The organism is Cupriavidus necator A5-1 (genome assembly GCF_000744095.1).
Lineage (GTDB): Bacteria > Pseudomonadota > Gammaproteobacteria > Burkholderiales > Burkholderiaceae > Cupriavidus > Cupriavidus necator_A.
Genome location: NZ_JQLI01000008.1, coordinates 4,169,295 through 4,189,322, shown reverse-complemented (window position 1 = coordinate 4,189,322; position 20,028 = coordinate 4,169,295). Strand labels below are relative to the sequence as shown.

Sequence of the window (20,028 nt, the reverse complement as noted above, 5' to 3'; positions counted from 1 at the left end):
GCAAGGGGGCCGCGCGGCGCAAAGGACAGGCTAGCTGCCCCCTACAGGTCGAGCTTGGTGATCTTGCTGCCTTCGAGGCTCAGACCGGCCATCAGGCCCGCATTGGTCATCACGAACCCGACGATGGGCTGCTGGCCGGTGTTGGTGTCCAGCACGCCGTTGGCGCCGACGGTGGCCAGCGCTACCGTGGCATCCACCCCGGCAGTCCACCCCTGGCTGCGCACGAACTTGTCGTACGCATCCTGCGTCAGGAACATCAGGATGATCGACTTGGACTGCGCACCGATCTGCCAGCCGACCGAGCCGGAGATCAGGCGGTAATAGCCGCGCGTGGCGCCGCCCGAGCGCAGCGCGCCATCGCCGTACTCGCCGCCGATGACAAAGCCGGCCGACAGCGTCTTGGGGAACACCAGGATGCCGCGCGCGCGGTTGCCCAGGTCACGCGAGCCGTTGACTGAGCCATACAGGCGCTGCAGCGTGGCGTCCACGCCAGAGTCCAGTTCGCGGCGGCGGGCACCCTTGTCAGTGGGTGTGTCAGGCCCGGTCGTGGTACAGGCACCCAGTGCCACGCTGCCGAGGGCCAGGCCAGCGCTGGCCGAAAGGAAGGTTCGACGTTTCATCTTGGCTCCTGTGGGTGTTGTTGTCTTTGAAGCATAGGCGCCGGAAGCACTCCGTGAAATGGCAGCTTGTCCTACACACGTATCCATTTGTGACGAAGATGGTGCTGGCATGCGATGCATGGCAGGGGATGCGTGGCAAATGACGATAAATGAGGAAACTTGCGCCGGGTCCGCCGCATTGGCAAAAAATGCGGGAACCCCGCCGCCCCAGCGCGGTCGATGCCTGCATGAAAAAGATCCTGACCGCCCTGCCGCTCGCCTTCCTGGCCGCGTGCGCTTCACATCCTTCGGGTTCCTCCAACGATGCCGCCGGTACGGCGGCGGCAGCCGGCGACAGCAGCGGCTGGCAGGCGCTGCGCGCCAAGTACATGGATTGCGTCAAGCAGAAGGCCGACGACAATCTGTCGGCCAAGGGCCAGTCCAAGGACGTTGCCAACGCGGCGCTGGCCGCGTGCCAGTCCGACCTGGATGCCATGCACGATTCCTTCCGCACTTACCTTGACGGGCAGATGTCGTCGTCGCACGGCAAGAACAGCGCGCGCCAGGCGGCGGAGCGCGTCACCACCGACACGCGCGAGAAGGCGCGCGCCTACCTGGTGCGCTACGTCGAGCGCGAGCGCTACGCGGCTCGCCAGCCCTAACCTCGCTTGGGAGCGCTCAGAGTCGCTTAAGGCCGGCTCAGAGCATTTCCAGCGCGCCCGGTCCGTCGGGCGGCGGGAAGATACGGTCAAGTTCGGCCAACTGGGCCGATAGCAGCGGATGCGACAGCGCCCCCAGGTTCTCCTGCAGGCGCTCGCGGCGGCCGGTCTTGGGGATGGCGATCACGCCGTCCTGCGCCAGCAGCCAGGCCAGCGCCGCCTGCGCCGGCGTCATGCCGTGGTCGCGCGCAAAGCGCTTCAGCCCGGGGTGGCCCAGCAGCCGCGACTGCTCGATCGGCGAATACGCCATCACCGGCACGCCGCGCTGGCGCAGCCACGGTAGCAGGTCCCATTCGATGCCGCGCCGGCCCAGGTTGTACAGCAGCTGGTTGGCAGCGAGCTGGTTGCCGCCCGGCACCCCCCACAATTCCTCCAGGTCGGCCAGGTCGAGGTTGCTGACGCCCCAGTGGCGGATCTTGCCGTCGCGCTGTAGCGCCTGCATGGCCTGCACCGTCTCTTCCAGCGGCACGCCGCCGCGCCAGTGCAATAGATAGAGGTCGATACGGTCGGTGCGCAGCCGCTTCAGGCTGCGCTCGCAGGCCTGCATCGTGCCGCGCCGGCTGGCGTTGAACGGGTAGACCTTGCTGACGAGGAAGGCCTCGTCGCGGCGCCCGGCGATGGCCTCGCCGATCATCTCTTCGGACTGGCCCTCGCCGTACATCTCCGCGGTATCGATCAGCCGCAGCCCAAGGTCCAGGCCGAGGCGCAGCGTGGCGATCTCCTCGGCGCGCGCGGCGGGCGACTCGCCCATATTCCACGTTCCCATGCCGAGCGCCGGGACGCGCTCGCCATCGGGCAGGGTGACTTTTTTCATGTGTTGGTTCCCCGTGGTGCCGGGCCGGGTGCCCGGCGGCACCCAACCACACTAGTTAACAACACCCAAAATATACAAGTCGCGCGCGCCGGGATGGCTTCAGACCAGTCCGGTCAGAAAATACACGGCGATCACAAAGACACCGCGCCGGACTTGATCAGCGTTGCGGCAAAACATATTGCGGTAGGACTCGCGGTCGTGATGCGAAGGAGATAAGTCGCGTCAGCCGTGCTGGTGCCGGTACTCCTGCGTGCGTCCGCCATAGCCGTATGCGGCCGCGCGGGCGTCGATCACATGCACGTACGAAACCGGATGCAGGTCGCCCAGCAATTCCGACATGGCCTTGAACACGGCCTCGATGAACTGCGCCTTCTCGGCTTTGGTATTGGTTTCGTCGGTCACGCTGATGTCCAGGTGGAAGGCATTGCGGCCCTGCTCGGACAGCGAGACGCCGGCGATGATCCAGCTGTCGTGGGGAATGTACTGGACCGTGATGGCGACCACGTCGCGCTTCTTGCCGAGCACGCGCTCGGTGATATCGGCGATCGCGGTGGCGCTGCGGCGAGTCAGGGCGGCATCGGGCTGGCCGGAGAGGTGCATGACGATATGGGGCATGACAGGCTCCTGTGTGAACGGGTTGGTGAGGTGATGGTAGGCCGCGGTGTAATATCGGAAAAGCGGGAATATCCGATGTGATCCATCGTATAAACCGAAGCAAAGAAGCCTGTCTCTCACCTCCATTGGACCTTGCCGGAGACCGTCATGCGTGGATTCGAAACCGACCAGTTGCGCACCTTTGTCACGGTGGCCGACAGCGGCAGCCTGTCGGCGGCGGCGCCGCGGCTGTTCCTGTCGCAGTCCTCAGTCAGCGAGCAGCTGCGCAAGCTGGAGGAGCGCGCCGGCGTGCCGCTGCTGGCGCGCGGCCGGCACGGCGCGGTCCCCACGCCGGCGGGCACGCGGCTGCTGGAACACGCGCGCCGCATCCTGGCGCTGAACGAGCTGGCGTTGCAGGAGTTGCGCGGCCACGCGCTCGAGGGCGAGCTGCGCCTGGCGGTGACCGACTACTTCCGCCCCGGCGAGATCGCCGGCATGCTGCGCCGGCTGCGCGAACGCTACCCCTACCTTCGCCTGCACGTGACGGTGATGAAGAGCGCGGCGATCGATGCCGCGGCGGAGATGGATGCCTTCGACATCGGCCTGAGCATGCGGCTGCCCGGCACCAGGGGGCAGGGTGCCAGCACCCGCGGCACGGTGCTGCGGCGCGAGCCGCTGGCCTGGGTGGCAGCGCCGGGCGAAGCCGAGCTGCTGCCCGCCACATTGCCGCTGGTGCTGCTGCCCGACACCTGCTCGCTGCACCAGTTCGTGATCCAGCTGCTGCAGCGCAAGCGGCTGCCCTACGAGGTCGCGCATTCGGCTTCGGGGGTGGCGGGGCTGCACCTGGCGCTGGCGGCGGGGCTGGGGATGTCGTGCCTGAACGCTTCGGCAGTAGGGCCCGGCGTAGCGCCGCTGGATGCCGCCACGGTAGCCCGGCTGCGCCTGCCGCGCCTGCCCGAGGCGGAGTTCTTCCTGCTGCCGGGCAAGCGTGGCGAATCCACCTTCATTTCCGAGGCGCGTGACGCGCTGGCCGAACAACTCGCTTGATGAAGTCTGTCATCGCGCACAAATAGCGCGGACAGTGCGCATTCCGGAAAACAACATCCCAAATCACGGAATGCGAATTATTCCCAATCTCGTTGACCCTCTCATTTCCCTGGTCGATAATGCGTCGCTTTTTTAAAAATTATTACGGGCCATTACAGGGAAATGGGCAGGAAATGAGAATAAAACTTCACCCGATCTGTGCCGCGGTGGCGGGGAGCTTCTTTTTTCAACCGACGGCTGCATGGGCCCAGGTCGCGCCAGCCGCTTCGCAGTTGCCGGAGGTCACCGTCAAGGCCGACGCCAGCCGCGAGCTTGGCGTGGGCTATAACCCGCCCAATGCGGTCAGCGCGACCAAGACTGAGGCGCCGCTGCGCGACATCCCGCAGACGGTCAACGTGGTCACCGCGGACGTGATGCGCGACCAGCGCGCCAACTCGATGCAGGATGCGCTGAAGAACGTGCCGGGCGTGTCGTTCTCCACCGGCGACGGCCAGCGCGACCAGGTGTCGATCCGCGGCTTCACCGCGATCGCCGACCAGTTCGTCGACGGCATCCGCGACGACGCGCTGTACTTCCGCGACCTGTCCAACGTCGACCGCGTCGAGGTCATCAAGGGCCCGGCGGCGGTACTGTACGGGCGCGGCTCGGCGGGTGGCCTGATCAACCGCGTGACCAAGAAGCCGGGCATCGACGTCACCGACTTTGCGCTCAGCTATGGCATGTGGGCCGACCGCCGCGCCGAGGCCGACGTCGGCCGCGTGTTCGCCGACGGCGCTGCCGCGTTCCGCGTGACCGGCGCGGTGCAGAAGGCCAACAGCTACCGCTCGCAGCAGTTCCTGGACCGCTCGGCGATCGCACCGTCGCTGGAACTGCGCGTGGCGCCCGAGACCACCGTGCTGCTGCAGGCCGACTACCTGGAAGATCGCCGCGTGACCGACTTCGGCATCCCGGCCTTCCAGGGCCGTCCGGTCGACGTGCCGGCCTCGCGCTACTACGGCGCGGCCAATGCGCGCGACGCCGACTACTCGCAGTCGCGGGTGTTCTCCGGTACCGCCACGATCAACCATCGCTTCAATGAGAACTGGTCGATCCGCAATGCGACCCGCTACTACCACTACTCGCTGGACCGCAACAACACGCTGACCAACACGGTCAACGAGGCGGCCCGCACCCTGACCATGAACCACGGCAATGTCCGCCGCGAGGAGCATGGCTGGTTCAACCAGACCGACCTGATTCAGAAGGCCACCTTCCTCGGCACGCAGCACGAGCTGCTGTACGGCATGGAGATCGGGCAGCAGAACAAGGACCAGGTCAACAACACCAAGCCGGTGCTGGGCGCCAACGGCCAGGTCGCCACCTTTGACCTGTTCAACCCGGTGCTGCTGACGCTGCCGCGCCAGGCGCCGGGCACGCCGACCACCTCCAACCTCGGCATCTTCAATACCCTGGCGTTCTACACCCAGGACATGATCACCTTCAGCGAGCAGTGGAAGGCGCTGGTGGGCGTGCGCTACGACAACTTCCAGCAGGAGACGCTGAACCGGATCGCCGGCCAGCGCAACCTGTCGCGCACCGACACCGCCTGGAGCCCGCGCGCCGGCCTGGTGTGGCAACCGTCGAAGGCGCAGTCTTACTACGTGTCGTGGAGCAAGTCGTTCCAGCCGTCGGGCGAGGCCTTTGCGCTGGCGGCGAACAATGCCGACCTGGCGCCTGAGACCACCAACAACACCGAAGTCGGTGCCAAGTACGACTGGCTGAATGGCAAGGCCAGCACCACCATCTCGGTGTTCCGCCTGGAGCGCAGCAATATCAAGGTGGCCAACGCCACCAACACGGCACTGCTGCCGATCGGCGAGCAGCGCACCGACGGCGTGGAGATTGCCGGCGCGGCCGAACTCGGCAGCGGCTGGCGCATGCTGGCCGGCTATGCCTACCTGGACGCCACGATCACCAAGTCGAGCGCCGCGCTGCAAGGCAAGCGCGCCACCATCACGCCGCGCCACTCCGGCAACGCCTGGCTGACCAAGGACCTGGGACACGGCTTCGGCGTGGGCGTCGGGGTGAACCTGGTGGGCGCGCGCTACGCCGATCCGCAGAACACCGTGACGCTGCCCGGCTATGTCACCGCCGACGCCATGGCCTGGTACCGCCGCGGCGCGTTTGAGGCGCAGCTCAACGTGTACAACCTGTTCGACAAGGGCTACATCGTCTCGGCCCACGGCACCAACGCCAACCTGAACATGCCGGGTGCTCCGCGCAACGTGATGGCGACGCTGCGGTACCGAATGTAAAGCGCAGTATCGTGGACAAGAAAAACCGGGCGGCTCGACACCGCCCGGTTTTTTTCGCCTGAGCCGTTTCATCTTCTGCTGGTTCGCTCCCCTCTCCCGCTTGCGGGAGAGTCCCCCGCATGCGGCCCATGCCGGCTTGCCCCAGGAACCGGTAGTACAGTGGTTGATACTCGGCCTTGACGCGCAGTGTGGCCGCGTCCCCTCTGGTGCACTTCTTGTTGCCCGTGGGAGAGACTGGCTCCGGCAGACAGCATTGGGCTTGATTGGTGAGCGTCGTTAGCTTCCCGCTGGGTAGGTTTGTTTCCATTTTCGGGTCTGCCGGGCACGTTGGCGCCGATCCTTCCCAAGAAGAGGAGGCCGCAGATGAAAACGCTACCGGTATTGGATGACCGGGCCACCGGCATCGACGTGGGCAGCGAGAAGTTGCACGTGTCCATCGCGGGTGACACGCCGCGGGTCTTTGGCACCCTGACCCAGGACGTCTCGACGCTGATCCATTGGCTGCGCGACCAAGGCGTGCGCTCGGTGGCCATGGAGGCGACCGGCGTGTACTGGCTGTACCTGTACGGCGCGCTGGAGGCCGCCACCATCACGGTCCTGGTGGTCAATGGCCGGCTGGTGCGCAACCTGCCCGGACGCAAGACCGACATGGCCGACTGCCAGTGGCTGGCCACGCTGCATGCGCACGGCCTGCTGCACTCCGGCTTCGTGCCCCCGGCCGAAATCCGGCAACTGCAGGACTATCTGCGCTTGCGCCAGGATCACATCACGATGGCCGCCAGCCACGTGCAGCACATGCAAAAGGCGCTCGAGCGCATGAACGTCAAGTTCCATGCGGTCATCAGCGACCTCACCGGCGTCAGCGCGCTCAAGGTCATCGACGCCATCCTGGCCGGCCGGCGCGACCCCGCTTACCTGCTGACGCTATGCGACGCGCAAATCCGCAAGCACAAGGGCGATCGGGTCAAGGAATCGCTACGCGACATGTGGAAGCATGAACACCTGTTTGCCCTGCGCCAGGCCTTGCAGAGCTGGCAGCACTACCAAAGCCAGATCAGCGAATGCGATCGCGCCATCGAACAGGTGCTACGCGCACTGAGCGGTCCCCCCCGCGACGACGACCCGGCCTCGCCGGCCAAGCCGGGCGGCACTCATACGCCCAAGATCGACGGCCTGCACCGCATGCTGCTGCAGCTGTGCGGCGGCAATGATCCCACCCAACTGCCGGGGCTCGCCGACTACTCGCTGCTGCTCGTGATCGGTGAGGTCGGCACCGATCTGAGCCGGTGGCCCACCGCCAAGCACTTCACCGCCTGGACCGGGCTCGCACCAGAGCGGCAAGCGCCGCTCCCAGCAAGCGCGCCACCGCAACCGTACCGGCCAACTGTTCTGCACCATGGCCCGTAGCCTGGCCAACAGCGTTGATAAGGCCCTGGGCCGCTTCTATCGCCGGCTCAAGGCCCGCCGCGGCGGACTCATTGCCAACAAAGCGCTCGCGCGCAAGCTCGCTGCCTTGTTCTGGCAGACGATGGTCAAGGGCTCGGACTACGTCGAGCAGGGTCTGCGCTACTACCAGACCCGTACCGCGCAGTCCGAGCAGCGCGTGCTACGCAAGCTCGCGCAGAAACATGGCCTGGATCTGGTGCCAGCAAAAACAATGGGTTAGCGCTGGTTCATGGAAAGGGGCAGGGGGTGAGGGCACGCGGTGGCATTATCGGCGGCCGCCACTTCATCGACACCCTGGCCCTCACCCCAACCCTCTCCCGCGAGCCTGGCAGCGCAACGCGCGCCGGACAAGATCAAGTCCATCAATCCGCACTCATCTCCGCGTCGCGCAGGTCCGCCACGTCAAGCATGCAACAGCGCGCCTGCGGAGAAACCCTGAGTCCTCCACCGCGCCGGCATGCCATCTCGTCGCCGCGCTGCTTAGTGCTCGCGCTCCCAGGTCTGGGTACGGCCGATCAGGCTGATGCCGATGAAGCCGCGCACGTTGAGCTTGTTGCCATCCTCGGCCAGCGACATCTTGCTCTTGTAGACCTTGCCGTTCTCGGGGTCCAGGATCTCGCCGCCGCTCCACTCGTTCTCGCCGGTCTTGCGCAGGCCGGACACGATGGTCATGCCGATCACGGGCTGGTCCTTGCGCGCGTCGGTGCACTTGTCGCACACGCGCGGCTTGCCGTCGCTCTCGACGAAGGTCTTCACCAGGCGCCCGCTGTAGACGCCGTTCTTCTCGGTGATCTCCACCAGGCCGCGCGGCTTGCCGGTGTTGTCATCGATGGTCTTCCACATGCCGCTCGGCGTGGCCTGGGCCATCGCCGCGGCGCTGCCGAGCAGGGCGGCGGCGAGCACGGCGGCGCGCCACAGTGGTCGGGTGCGGGCGAGGGTGGGATGGATGCGCATGATGTCTCCTTTGAGGTTCGTGGCCACCGGCAGCATGCCGGTGCGGTGCGTCGCGCGGCGGCTGCCGCAATGGACCGAAGCGGGTCATCCGGGCAGTGAGCGAGCGGCGGGCGCGCACGCCAATCTACTGGCGCGGGGGCGTCACCGCAATCCGGCGCGACGGCGCGCAAGCCTTGGCTTCGACCTGGCCCGCTACCCGCAAAGCCGCCTGCACGTGCGGTTTGCGGGTTTTTGTGTTGCAGCAATTGGCATCGCCGCGGGGGCGCTGAAGCAATCCTCTAAGCGGACGTACGACGCGCCGCGGGCACCTCGCGTGCCACATGCGCCGGAGCGAGCGATGACGTAACTGAGAACTCAACTGACGATCCAACTGAGCGAGCGATACCCCGGCAACCTCCGGCACCCTCGAGGAGCAAGAGCGCCGATGGATGCGCGTGCGGCGATCGTGACGGCGATGGTGTGGCGCGACGCACCGCCGATGTGTTGCCGCAATGCTTCGCTCGCGTCGTCGCTTTGCTCAATCGCAACGCTTTCGATGCGTTCGCGCTGTTGCTCCGATGCAAACCGTTGCGCGCGCGCATCACTCGCGCCGAGGTTCGCGCATCGTGTCGCGCGATGCGCGCGCGGATCGATGCCGCAGGTCCGCTGCAATGCCGCGATCGAGCGCGCGGCCGACTGTGTAACGCATGCAGAGGACGTGCAGCGCGGCCAGTCGCACGCGCACTCGCGAACCCGCTTGCGCACCTCGCGGTGTGCCCCGCGCGCCGCGGTGCATCGCCCGCAAAGCCTTTGTCCATGCGGCTTTTCGCAAGTCGAGGTGAGACGCGACGCGACCTTTGCGCGCGCTTGCGACGCGCATCACGCGACTTGTAATCGGGTCTCACACGGGTGTGTAAAAGCTGCGTGCGTGGATGGTGTGAAAGGTTTCGCGACGCGTGTGCGAGACAGAGAAACACGCACCGCCGCATGCGTGCGCGCGCTGCATCGCGATGCCATCGGCAACGTCTTCGTGACGACACGCGTGAGAACTAGTTGGAGCGATGCATGCAGGCAAGTTTTTTTGCACTTTTTTCTTAACATCATCGTGCAAACGAATTATGATTCGCCTTGACAAGAGTCTCACTTCATTGCAGAGAAGCAGGAAGAGCAAGATGGAACGACGAGCGCGATGCGCGCTTCGATGCAGTGATGCAGGTAGTAGCTGAGGAGCACGAGAACTTTGACGCAGACCAGGCCGGACCGGCTTCTTAAAACGCGTGCAGTCTCCCTTGGCCCAGTAACGGGTTGGGCCAGCTACCACCGAATGATGAATGCCGCCTGCCGTGCGCGAGGCCATGCCCGCACCGCAGGCCTGCAGTCCGATATCTCCTCATTTCTGGCCGCGCGCCGACTCAACGGGCGGCGCGGGCTGATCGAATATTCCAGGGCGCGGCACGTGCCCGAGACCCGCTTGCGGGCTCGCTCCGGCCGCCAAGTCACCGCCAGGGGCGGTGCGCCTGCAACCGAATTCATTAGCGTGCAGCCGCAAATGCGCCGCGCGCCGATGAATCGCTCGCTCGACTGGGGCCGCGCGGCTGTATTGCGCCTCGGGTCGGTCGGGTCGCCAACTTAGGTCATTCGATATTCACTCTCTAGTGAAGGAGTTATCCATGGCAACTGCTGCAAAGAAAAAGCCGGCGGCTAAGAAGGCCGCCAAGCCGGCCGCCAAGAAGGCCGCTCCGGCCAAGAAGGCTGCTGTGAAGAAGGTAGCCGCCAAGAAGGCAGCACCGGCCGCCAAGAAGGCCCCGGCCAAGAAGGCCGCAACCAAGAAGGTAGCCGCCAAGAAGGCACCGGCCGCCAAGAAGGCAGCGGCCAAGAAGGCCCCCGCCAAGAAGGTCGCGACCAAGAAGGTAGCCGCCAAGAAGGTTGCAGCCAAGAAGGCACCGGCAGCCAAGAAGGTCGCGACCAAGAAGGTAGCCGCCAAGAAGGCCCCGGCCAAGAAGGTCGCAACCAAGAAGGTCGCCGCCAAGAAGGCACCGGCCGCCAAGAAGGCTGCAACCAAGAAGGTAGCCGCCAAGAAGGCCCCGGCCAAGAAGGCCGCCGCCAAGAAGCCGGCTGCCAAGAAGGCCGCTGCCAAGAAGGCGCCTGCTGCCAAGCCTGCCGCTGCCCCTGCCGTGGCTCCCGCTTCGGCTGCCAAGACCGCGCTGAACCCGGCTGCTGCCTGGCCGTTCCCGACGGGCAACCGTCCGTAAGCTGCGCCGCCACGGCGTGGAGCTTGCACGTTCCGCAAGGAACCGCACCGGCACGCAGCGCGTGCCCACATGACCGGATACTGCGTATCCGGCCAGCAAGACGCCAGTCTTGCCGACCCGCCGATGGCATCCGCCCGGCGGGTTTTTTCATGGGCGCGCGCCGGCAAAGAAAAAGGCGCCACGACCCTTGCGGGGCGCGGCGCCCAGGATGCGCCTGAGGCGGTCTCGGGTGGTCAGTGCGTGATGCGGGTCACGCCGCCCGCCGACAGCAGGCGCACGCGATCACCGGGACGGAAGACCTCATCGGCCTCCTGTGTGATGGCGCGCATCTCGCCGTTTTCCAGGCGCACGGTGATCTCCAGGCCGCGGCGCTGGTTGATCTTGTTTTCGGTTGCGCTGCCGGCGATGCCGCCGAGGATGGCGCCCAGGATGCCGGCCGCCACCGCGCCGTTGCCGCCGCCGATGGTGCTGCCCGCGGCAACGCCGCCGATGGCGCTTCCGGCGAGTGTGCCGGCACCGGTCTGGCCGCCCTGGATGGTGACTTCACGCACTCCTTCGACTACGCCGTAGCGCACGGTCTGCTCGTGCTGTGCCTGGCCGGTGCCGTAGACGCTGTTGGAGTTGGATTGGGTGGCGCAGCCGGCGACCAGCGTGGCGCTGGCGATGACGGCAACGGCGCCGCCACGGAGCTTGTTGTTCATCTCTCTGTTCCCGTAAGGAAGCCACGCGCTGCCAGCAGGTCAGGCGTAGCGGTACCCGAATGCAGACTGGAACCGGTTGCCGATTTCCTCGCGCGACAACCAGTGGTTCTGCGGACCCTGCTGCGCGATCTTGACCGACCCCATCAGCGACGCCAGGCGCCCGGTCGTTTCCCAGTCTAAACCGTTTTCAATACCGTAGAGCAGGCCGCCGCGGAAGGCGTCGCCACAGCCGGTCGGGTCCACGATGCGCTCGGCCTGGACGGCCGGGATCGCGTACTGGCGACCATCGGCAAAGATGCTGGCGCCGCGCTCGCCGTGCGTGACGATGAAGGCACGGACCTTGGCGGCGACATCGGCGCTGGTCCACGCGGTGCGCGACAGCAGGACCTGCGCCTCGTAGTCGTTGACTGTCACGTAACTGGCGAGTTCAACGAACTCCCGCAGGTCGTCCCCGTTGAACAGGGGCATGGCCTGACCGAGGTCAAAGATGAACGGCACGCCCGCGTCGGCGAACTGGCGCGCGTGGTGCAGCATGCCTTCGCGGCTGTCGGGCGCGACGATGCCAAGGCGCGGCGCGCTGGCGCTGCCCAGCGCATCCTTGACGTTGTTCAGCTGCGACTGGCTCATTGCGCCAGGGTGGAAGGCGGTGATCTGGTTGTTGTCCAGGTCGGTGGTGATCATGGCCTGCGCCGTAAACGTCTCCGGCAGCACGCGGATGTGTTGCGTGGGAATCTCCAGCTTGCGCAGGTAATCGAGGTACGGCTCGGCGTCGGTGCCTACGGTCGCCATCACCACGGGGTCGCCGCCGAGCATCTTCAGCGTGTAGGCGATATTGCCGGCGCAGCCGCCGAACTCGCGCCGCATGCCGGGCACCAGGAACGACACGTTCAGCATGTGGATCTGGTCCGGCAGGATGTGTTCTCGGAAACGTCCGTCGAACGTCATGATGGTGTCGTAGGCGACGGAGCCGCAGATCAGGCTGGCCATGCTCTCTCCAGGTGGTAGGTCGGTCAGGTGGATGGATCCCTTGCGGGAAGGCTACTGCGAAAGTGGTAAGGCAGAAAGCAGAAGCGGCCGCCCCGGGTCCGCGGGCGGCCGCTGCCGTCAGGTGGCGCGGATTACTTCAGCGCGGCCAGGGCGGCGTCGTAGTCCGGCTCGGTCTTGATTTCCGGCACGAGCTGGGCGTACTTGACGGTGTCGTTCTCGTCGAGCACCACCACCGCGCGGGCGGTCACGCCGGCCAGGGGGCCGCTCTTGATGTCGACGCCGTAGTTGCCCTTGAACTCGGCACCGCGCATGGTCGACAGCGTCACCACGTTGGCCAGGCCTTCGGCGGTGCAGAAGCGGCCCATCGCGAACGGCAGGTCGGCCGAGATGGTCAGCACCACCGTGTTGTCGAGGCCGCTGGCGGCTTCATTGAACTTGCGGGCCGAGGCCTGGCACACCGGCGTGTCCAGGCTCGGGACGATGTTCAGCACCTTGCGCTTGCCGGCGAAGTCGGCAAGCGTGACGTCCTTCAGGTCCTTGCCGACCAGCGAGAAGGCCGGTGCCTTGTCGCCAGGCTGCGGGAACTTGCCTGCGACTTCGATCGGGTTGCCGCCGAGGGTGACGTTGCTCATGTCTACTCCTTGATGTCTGGATGGTTTCCGGTTCAGTTTCCGGCGCCTGGCCGGTCATTGCCCGGGGTGGGGGCGCGGCTCGCTGCCGGACTCGGATTCGGTCCGGCGGCGGTCCGGGAATTCAGGGATAAAAAATCAGCACGCGGTAATTGGCTGGCGCCTGCTGCGTCCGGAATCGTACCCGAACCGGCAGCTCCATGCCCGCGCGAAGACCCTGCGCGGCAAAGGCCTTTTGCGTCGGCTCGAGATAATCCGCCGGTTGCAGCACCCGGCGCAGCAGCAGTTGGTCCTGCAGGTCGGTCATCACCAGCTCGACGGCTGGAAGCACGGTGCTGGCCCGGCCCTGGTTGCGCAGCGTGACCGACAGCAGGTAGACGTCGCCACTTTCGTCCTGGCGCTGTAGCTGCGAGCTCTCGATACGCAGTGCGTCGATGTCGCGCCAGGGCGGCACGTCGCAGCCCAGCGGCGCGCAGGCCGCCTCGAGCACCGGCCGCAGCATCGGGAACCGGCCGGCGAGCTGGCTGCGCGCGAGGTACGCCGCCTGTGCCGCAGTGGCGAGGGCGAGCACCAGGGCGGCCGCATGCCACGCGTAGCGCGGCACCCCGGTGCCACGGCGGGGCTCGCGCGTGCGTTCGCGCTCACGCTCGCGCGCGTGGCGCAGGAAGTCGGGGGCGAACACCGGGCCGGCCGGCGCTTCGGTGCGGGTCCAGCGGCGCGTGGTCTGCTCGCGCGCGACGGCGCCGCCGGTGACGGTGGAGGGCTGAGTGCCGGTCTCGGGGCCGAAGTCTTGTGCGCCGGCCTTATCGTCAGCGCCATCGACGCCACCTGCGCTTGCAGGCGTGCTGGCAGGCTCATGAACCGACGGCACGGGCGTGGCATCGGCGGTCGCTGCGCGCAGGAATTCGCTCGCGCTGGGGATGGCTGCAGCGGGCGCGGCGGGCGTTGGTGCGAGCTTGTCCGTCGCGGCTTGCGGTTCCGATGCAGCCGGCTTTTTCGCCGCCGGTTCCGCCAGATCCAGCGCGCCATGATCGAGCGTCGGCCAGGGGACGGCCACGGATGCCGGCTGTGCCGGGGTGTCCTCGGCGTGATTCGGGCCGGCAGGGGTTGCTGATACGGGCGCTGCGCCGGCGCCGGCCTCGGGCTCGAGTTCAAGGTCGGGCTCAGCCTCGACTTCGGGCTCGACTTCAGCCTCGACTTCAGCCCCGACTCCCACGGCAGCCGGCGGCTGCGCCGGTTCCTCCGCCGGTGCCACGGCCTGCCGTTCGGCATCGCGCGCATCGCGTCGCGCGACGGCTTCGTTGGCTTCGCGCACCGCACGCTCGATCTCGTCGTCGTCCATGCCGGTCGGCGCCGGAGCCGCCGCGGAGGCGTCCGCCTCTGCGTCCATCTCCTCCGGCGACATCATCATGGTCGGCGCGTCCAGCGCCGGCACGTCATAGCCGGGATCGATGGTGGGCTTGAACGGCGTCTGGGGCGTGAGAGGTGTGAGGGGCGGGGAAGCCGGCTGCGGCGCGCGCGCGGCCCCAGCCGATGCGGGGGTGGAAGCAGCGGGAGCTGGTGCCGCGGATGCGGCGGGGGTGGTCGCTGCCGGCGTGGTGCCGCCGGCCGGCAAGGGAATCTCGATCAGGTGTTCGCGCGCGTCGAACACCGTTTCGCAGTGGCCGCAACGCACCAGCCCCTGGCGCAGGCGCAACTGGTCGGCGACCAGCCGGAAGGCGGTGCGGCAGGCCGGGCAGCGCGTGACGAGCTTGACGGCGGCCATCAGTACCAGTCAGGGGCGAGTGCCATGAAGGCAGACCCAGCCTTCCTCGCTGCGCCACACCGTCAGCGGCAGCCAGGGCGCATAGGCCGCGGCAACTTCATCCGCCTGGCGCTCGAGCACGCCGGACAGCACCAGCCGGCCGCCGGGGCGCACGCGGGCGCTGAGCATGGCGGCCATCAGCTTGAGCGGATTGGACAGGATATTGGCGACCACCAGGTCGTAGCTGGCGTCGGACACCGACTCGGGCAGCGCGAACGACGCTTGCACCTGGTTGCGCTCGGCGTTGTAGCGCGACGCTTCCACGGCGTTGGGATCGATATCGATGCCGATGGTGTCGCCCGCGCCCAGCTTGCGCGCGACGATCGCCAGGATGCCGGAGCCGCAGCCATAGTCGAGCACGGTCTCGCCCGCCTTCAGGTTCTGCTCCAGCCATTGCATGCACAGCCGCGTGGTGGGGTGGCTGCCGGTGCCGAAGGCCAGGCCGGGGTCCAGCTCCAGCACCACGGCATCGGGCTCGGGCGCATCGTGCCACGACGGCACCACCCAGATGCGCTCGCCGACGCGGATCGGCTCGAACTGCGATTGCGTCAGCCGCACCCAGTCCTGGTCCTCGACCGCGCGCAGTTCGAACGCCGGCACCGGGTCGATGCCAAGCTGGTTGGCGGCGGCCGCGACTACCACGGCCGGATCGGCATCGTCGCCGAACAGCGCCACCACGCGCGAGCGGTTCCACGCGAGTTGCTTCGGTTCCAGCCCGGGCTCGCCAAAGAGCGGCTGCTCGTCCGGCGTGTCGGCATCGGCGTCTTCCACCGAGACCGACAGCGCGCCGAGGTCGAACAGGGCGTCAGACCAGGCCTCGGCTTGGTCCTGCGCCACTTCGATCACACATTCCTGAAATGCCACGGGCTTCCTTGCTTGCTGCGGTGTGTATTGCGGGTAACGTCGCGTCAGGCCTTCGCGCGCTCCGCCAGGCGATGCTCGAGATAATGGATGCTGGTGCCGCCTTCGACGAAATTGGCGTCCATCATCAGCTCGCGGTGCAGCGGCACGTTGGTCTGGATGCCGTCCACCACCATTTCGGACAGCGCGATGCGCATGCGGGCGATAGCCTGTTCGCGCGTGGCGCCGTAAGTGATGATCTTGCCGATCATCGAATCGTAGTTGGGCGGCACGAAGTAGCCATCATACGCGTGCGAGTCGACCCGCACACCCGGGCCGCCGGGCATGTGCCAGGCGGTGATGCGGCCCGGCGACGGCGTGAACTTGAACGGGTCCTCGGCGTTCACGCGGCATTCGATCGCGTGGCCACGGAACTGCACATCCTTCTGGCGGAAACGCAGCTTCTCGCCAAAGGCGATGCGGATCTGTTCCTGCACGATGTCGATGCCGGTGATCATCTCGGTGACCGGGTGCTCGACCTGCACGCGCGTGTTCATCTCGATGAAGTAGAACTCGTTGTTCTCGTACAGGAACTCGAAGGTGCCGGCGCCGCGGTAGCCCATCTTCTTGCAGGCCTCGGCGCAGCGGTCGCCGATGCGCTCGATCAGGCGGCGCGGGATGTGCGGCGCGGGCGCTTCCTCGATCACCTTCTGGTGGCGTCGCTGCATCGAGCAGTCGCGCTCGCCCAGCCAGATCGCCTGGCGGTGTTGGTCGGCCAGGATCTGAATTTCCACATGGCGCGGGTTCTCGAGGAACTTCTCCATGTAGACCTCGGGATTGCCGAAGGCGCGGCCGGCCTCTTCGCGCGTCATGTTGACGGCGTTGATCAGCGCGGCCTCCGTGTGCACCACGCGCATGCCGCGGCCACCGCCGCCGCCGGCGGCCTTGATGATCACCGGGTAGCCCACGCGGCGCGCGGTCGCCAGGATTTCCTTGGGATCGTCGGGCAGGGCGCCGTCCGAGCCGGGCACGCACGGCACGCCGGCCTTGATCATGGACTGCTTGGCCGAGACCTTGTCGCCCATCAGGCGGATGCTGTCGGCGGTGGGGCCGATAAAGACGAAGCCGGATTTCTCCACGCGCTCGGCGAAATCGGAGTTCTCCGACAGGAAGCCGTAGCCGGGGTGGATGGCCTGCGCGTCGGTCACCTCGGCGGCCGAGATGATGGCGGGCATATTGAGGTAGGACAGCGGCGACGGGGCCGGGCCGATACAGACGGCTTCATCGGCCAGGCGGACGTACTTGGCCTCCTTGTCGGCCTCGGAATACACCACGACCGTCTTGATGCCCAGTTCGCGGCAGGCGCGCTGGATGCGTAGAGCGATTTCGCCGCGGTTCGCGATCAGAATTTTTTCAAACATGGTCTCTCTCTGCGAGAACAGGAGCGGTCCCGCTGCGTGCCGGCATGGCACATCGGGCGCGCAGCCGCGGGGCGGGTAGCCGCCGTGGCCGCAATACTGCGCGGAACTGCATGGAACTGCACGGAACGGGCCGCGATGCCCACAGCGTCCCCGGCGTCACGAAACGCCATTAGCGGACCGCGCCGGTGCTCCCCAGGTGGCCACGCGAGTGGCCGATGGCAGCATGCGGCGCGGCATCCGGTCGGGATCAGCCGATGACGAACAGCGGCTGGCCGTATTCCACGGCCTGGCCGTTTTCAACCAGGATTTCCTTGATGACGCCGGCCTTGTCGCACTCGATTTCGTTGAGCAGCTTCATGGCTTCGATGATGCAGACGGTCTGGCCTTCCTTGACCGTGTCGCCGACGTTGACGAAGGGCGCGGCGCCGGGCGACGGCGCACGGTAGAACGTGCCCACCATCGGCGAGGTCACCACATGGCCGGCGGGCAGCTGGACAGCCGGCTCGGCAGCCGGCACGGCGGCACCGACCGGGGCAGCGGCCGGGGCGGCCGGCAGCGCCTGCATCTGCGGCATGGCCATCGGCGCGGCGATGATTTGCGGCGGTTGCTTGACGATGCGTACCTTGCCGTCGCCTTCGGTGACTTCCAGCTCGGAGATGCCGGATTCGGCCACCAGGTCGATAAGCGTCTTCAGCTTGCGCAGGTCCATCTTTTTATCCTCCTGAATCGGGTTGTCCGGCCGCTGCCGGGAACGGCCGCGGCGGAAGAAATCGTTGTGGCGGCCACCAGGGATCCGCGCCCGCCGTGCCGAAGCACGCGCAACGGGCGCAGGCCGCCGGGCGGCGCGCGCATGTACTCATTAAATCTGGCGGGGTCAGCTCCCCGAACTCCCTGGCGGCGGCTGCTCCTGGGCCAGCGCATAGTCCAGCGCCAGCAGGTACCCCTGCCAGCCCAGTCCGCAAATCACCCCGACCGCCACGTCGGAGAAGTAGGAGTGGTGGCGGAAGCTCTCGCGACGATGCACGTTCGACAGGTGCACCTCGACGAATGGGATCGCCACGCCGGCCAGCGCATCGCGCAGCGCCACGCTGGTATGCGTATAGGCCGCGGGGTTGATGATAATGAAGTCGACGCCTTCCTCGCGTGCGGCGTGGATGCGGTCGACCAGCGCGCCCTCATGGTTGGACTGGAACGATGCCAGCGAAATACCGGCCTTTGTCGCTCGTTCGGCCAGTGCCGCGTCGATATCGGCAAGCGTCGTGTGCCCGTAGGTCTCCGGCTCGCGGGTGCCCAGCAAGTTGAGGTTCGGCCCATGCAGGACCAGCACCTTGCGGTAGCGGGCTGAGCGACGGAGGGAGCGGGTTGCAGTCACGGCGGCTCGACCAGATCAACGAAATTGCGCGGAGATTACCGTAGCTTAGAGGGATTTGTCTAGCACGCGATACAAGGTATGAGGTCGCCTTGCGACGCTTTGGTGCCCTTCTTGACACTTTCTCGGACTTTCGTGCGACGGATGAGAGAAATCGCCGAAGAAATCCGAAATTCGGCGAAGTTCGCGGAAGAATGCGGTCAGGTGCGCGGGAGTACAGCCCGCAGTTCAGCTGCGGTGACCCGTCCCATCTTGCGGTACTTCACCGAACCGTCCGGGTTGATCACCACGGTATAGGGCAGGCCGCCGGCACTGTTGCCGAAATTGCGCGACAGCTCGGTGCCGGCAAAACCCGCCACGGCGAGCGGGTAGGCCACCGGTACCTTCTTGGTGAACTGCTGGATGTTGGCGGCGGAATCTATGCCGATGCCGACAAACTCGACCTGGCGGTTCTTGTATTCCGCGTGCAGCGCGGTCAGTTCGGGCATCTCTTCCACGCAGGGGCCGCACCACGGTGCCCAGAAGTTCACCACCACGGTCTTGCCGCGCAGCTTGCCCAGGTCCAGGTCGGCGCCGGCGGCATCAGGCAGGCGGGTCTGGAAGAAGGTCTCTACCGCCTGGTCGCCGGCGGGCTTGGGCGAGAACACGAAATGGCCGGCCAGCGCGCCGGCGGCGCAGGCGACCACGGCAACCCCGATCCACAGCCAGAGGCGGGAGCGGCGGGCGGGCGAGGAAATGGTTTCAGTCATGGGGATGGCCTGGACCAGGAGTCAGTGGGGCGCACCAGCGGGGCGCATGGTGCCGGGTGATGGTTAAGCGGCCGGCGTCAATCCGGTTCGGCCTCGTCGGCCTTCTCCATCAGCGCACGCACCGCCTGCACGTCCGCGCGCGCCAGGCGCCCGGAGGCGTCGGCTCGCACGGCGCCGCGTTCGTCGACGGCATCATACAGCGCAATATGGATACCCACCGGCGCGCCCAGTTCCGCGCGCACTTCGCCGGCCAGCAGCCTGGCCTCGCGGCGGTCGGGCCACTGGCCCTTCCACAGGAAGCTGAGGGTCTCCACCTCGCCGCGGCCGCCGAAGTGGCGGCTCTCGCTGGTCTCGAAGTCCACCCCGGCGTTGAGCAGGTGCAGCGTCGCGTCCTTGGGGCTATCGCAGAAGCACTGCAGATAGATATCAGAGTGTTCGGTGGCGGTGCCATTGAGCACGGCGCCGACCAGGTAGGGCCGGAACGGCGCCAGGTCTTCCATCGCCAGCACGGCCAGCCGGCGCAGCAGCGCGAGGATGCGGGGCTGGGTCTCGGCATGGAACAGCGCCTGGTAGGCGCGCACCTCGGCTTCGATCTGTTCGTTGTCCGGCAACCATTCGCCGGGCACGCGCTGCTCGCCCAGCAGCTGGCGCGCGGCCTTGCGCTTGGCGGTGGCGTAGTCGGCACCGTCCTCGGCGATCATGCGGGCGGCGGCCTGAGCGATCTCGTCGCGCAGGCGGGAGGGGTCAAGCTGGGTACGTCGGGTCATGCCCCATGATACCGGAGCACGGCCCCGCGGCAGGTGCGGCGCGTGCTGCCGCAGTGCAGCGAG

21 protein-coding genes are annotated in these 20,028 nt (G+C 66.9%); 6 read left to right on the top strand and 15 right to left on the bottom strand.

All coding sequences use genetic code 11. From position 1 onward, the window contains the following. Positions 1–41: 41 nt before the first annotated feature. Complete coding sequence (locus tag K307_RS43490) at positions 42–620, bottom strand: YSC84-related protein (protein WP_042887242.1); 579 nt, start codon at positions 618–620, stop codon at positions 42–44. 227 nt (positions 621–847) lie between these two features. On the opposite strand from K307_RS43490, the gene K307_RS43485 reads away from it, so the two are divergent. Beyond that, the gene (locus tag K307_RS43485) at positions 848–1,261 is read left to right on the top strand and encodes a hypothetical protein (protein ID WP_042888130.1); all 414 of its coding nucleotides are present in this window, start codon (positions 848–850) and stop codon (positions 1,259–1,261) included. Between the two features lie 37 nt (positions 1,262–1,298). Here K307_RS43485 and K307_RS43480 read toward each other — a convergent pair whose 3' ends face one another. Together K307_RS43480 and K307_RS43475 are read right to left on the bottom strand one after the other, a co-directional pair. Next, on the bottom strand, positions 1,299–2,132 hold the full coding sequence (locus tag K307_RS43480) for an aldo/keto reductase (RefSeq protein WP_042887241.1): 834 nt from the start codon (positions 2,130–2,132) through the stop codon (positions 1,299–1,301). A 222-nt stretch (positions 2,133–2,354) separates the two neighbouring features. Then, positions 2,355–2,747 carry a tautomerase family protein gene (locus tag K307_RS43475; RefSeq protein ID WP_042887240.1) on the bottom strand — a complete coding sequence of 131 codons (393 nt, stop codon included), beginning with the start codon at positions 2,745–2,747 and terminating at the stop codon, positions 2,355–2,357. Positions 2,748–2,894: 147 nt separating this feature from the next. Here K307_RS43475 and K307_RS43470 point away from each other — a divergent pair, with 147 nt between their 5' ends. The 4 genes from K307_RS43470 (at position 2,895) to K307_RS47165 (ending at position 7,733) form a co-directional block, all read left to right on the top strand. Beyond that, on the top strand, positions 2,895–3,773 hold the full coding sequence (locus K307_RS43470; protein ID WP_042887238.1) for a LysR family transcriptional regulator: 879 nt from the start codon (positions 2,895–2,897) through the stop codon (positions 3,771–3,773). A gap of 173 nt (positions 3,774–3,946) precedes the next feature. Continuing rightward, the gene (locus K307_RS43465) at positions 3,947–6,067 is read left to right on the top strand and encodes a TonB-dependent receptor (RefSeq protein WP_042887237.1); all 2,121 of its coding nucleotides are present in this window, start codon (positions 3,947–3,949) and stop codon (positions 6,065–6,067) included. A 363-nt stretch (positions 6,068–6,430) separates the two neighbouring features. Beyond that, the gene (locus K307_RS43460; RefSeq protein ID WP_051975429.1) at positions 6,431–7,474 is read left to right on the top strand and encodes an IS110 family transposase; all 1,044 of its coding nucleotides are present in this window, start codon (positions 6,431–6,433) and stop codon (positions 7,472–7,474) included. Continuing rightward, positions 7,464–7,733, top strand: a complete 270-nt coding sequence (locus tag K307_RS47165; protein ID WP_051975428.1) for a hypothetical protein — start codon at positions 7,464–7,466, stop codon at positions 7,731–7,733. Before K307_RS43460 ends, K307_RS47165 begins: the two co-directional genes overlap by 11 nt. Positions 7,734–7,993: 260 nt before the next feature. On the opposite strand, the gene K307_RS43455 is transcribed toward K307_RS47165, so the two are convergent. Next, entirely contained in the window at positions 7,994–8,467 is a 474-nt protein-coding gene (locus K307_RS43455) for a DUF2147 domain-containing protein (RefSeq protein WP_042888129.1), read from the bottom strand. 354 nt (positions 8,468–8,821) lie between these two features. Beyond that, on the bottom strand, positions 8,822–9,211 hold the full coding sequence (locus tag K307_RS48370; protein WP_155301381.1) for a hypothetical protein: 390 nt from the start codon (positions 9,209–9,211) through the stop codon (positions 8,822–8,824). Positions 9,212–10,116: 905 nt separating this feature from the next. On the opposite strand from K307_RS48370, the gene K307_RS43445 reads away from it, so the two are divergent. Continuing rightward, positions 10,117–10,698 carry a histone H1-like DNA-binding protein gene (locus K307_RS43445; RefSeq protein ID WP_042887235.1) on the top strand — a complete coding sequence of 194 codons (582 nt, stop codon included), beginning with the start codon at positions 10,117–10,119 and terminating at the stop codon, positions 10,696–10,698. Positions 10,699–10,931: 233 nt separating this feature from the next. Here the strand turns inward: K307_RS43445 and K307_RS43440 are convergent, their stop codons facing one another. The 10 genes from K307_RS43440 to K307_RS43395 all read right to left on the bottom strand — a co-directional run bounded on the left by K307_RS43440 (position 10,932) and on the right by K307_RS43395 (position 19,965). Continuing rightward, entirely contained in the window at positions 10,932–11,399 is a 468-nt protein-coding gene (locus K307_RS43440) for a membrane protein (RefSeq protein ID WP_042887234.1), read from the bottom strand. Positions 11,400–11,438: 39 nt separating this feature from the next. After that, on the bottom strand, positions 11,439–12,386 hold the full coding sequence (locus K307_RS43435) for a carbohydrate kinase family protein (RefSeq protein WP_042887233.1): 948 nt from the start codon (positions 12,384–12,386) through the stop codon (positions 11,439–11,441). Between the two features lie 131 nt (positions 12,387–12,517). After that, positions 12,518–13,018: a thiol peroxidase gene (gene tpx / locus K307_RS43430; protein ID WP_042887232.1), complete on the bottom strand. Its 501-nt coding sequence runs from the start codon at positions 13,016–13,018 to the stop codon at positions 12,518–12,520. Positions 13,019–13,139: 121 nt separating this feature from the next. Beyond that, positions 13,140–14,780 (bottom strand): zinc-ribbon and DUF3426 domain-containing protein, encoded by a 1,641-nt coding sequence (locus K307_RS43425; RefSeq protein WP_042887229.1) that lies wholly within the window; start codon positions 14,778–14,780, stop codon positions 13,140–13,142. A gap of 9 nt (positions 14,781–14,789) precedes the next feature. Continuing rightward, positions 14,790–15,683, bottom strand: coding sequence for a 50S ribosomal protein L11 methyltransferase (gene prmA / locus K307_RS43420; RefSeq protein WP_042887228.1), 894 nt, complete (start codon positions 15,681–15,683; stop codon positions 14,790–14,792). Between the two features lie 44 nt (positions 15,684–15,727). Beyond that, a complete protein-coding gene (gene accC, locus K307_RS43415) occupies positions 15,728–17,080 on the bottom strand; it encodes an acetyl-CoA carboxylase biotin carboxylase subunit (protein ID WP_022536595.1) in 1,353 nt (450 codons plus the stop codon). 247 nt (positions 17,081–17,327) lie between these two features. Beyond that, positions 17,328–17,789, bottom strand: a complete 462-nt coding sequence (accB, locus tag K307_RS43410; protein ID WP_042887227.1) for an acetyl-CoA carboxylase biotin carboxyl carrier protein — start codon at positions 17,787–17,789, stop codon at positions 17,328–17,330. Between the two features lie 165 nt (positions 17,790–17,954). After that, entirely contained in the window at positions 17,955–18,452 is a 498-nt protein-coding gene (gene aroQ / locus K307_RS43405) for a type II 3-dehydroquinate dehydratase (RefSeq protein ID WP_042887226.1), read from the bottom strand. Between the two features lie 197 nt (positions 18,453–18,649). Beyond that, the gene (locus tag K307_RS43400) at positions 18,650–19,198 is read right to left on the bottom strand and encodes a TlpA family protein disulfide reductase (protein WP_042887224.1); all 549 of its coding nucleotides are present in this window, start codon (positions 19,196–19,198) and stop codon (positions 18,650–18,652) included. Between the two features lie 77 nt (positions 19,199–19,275). Then, a complete protein-coding gene (locus tag K307_RS43395; RefSeq protein WP_042887222.1) occupies positions 19,276–19,965 on the bottom strand; it encodes a hypothetical protein in 690 nt (229 codons plus the stop codon). Between the last annotated feature and the right edge of the window lie 63 nt (positions 19,966–20,028).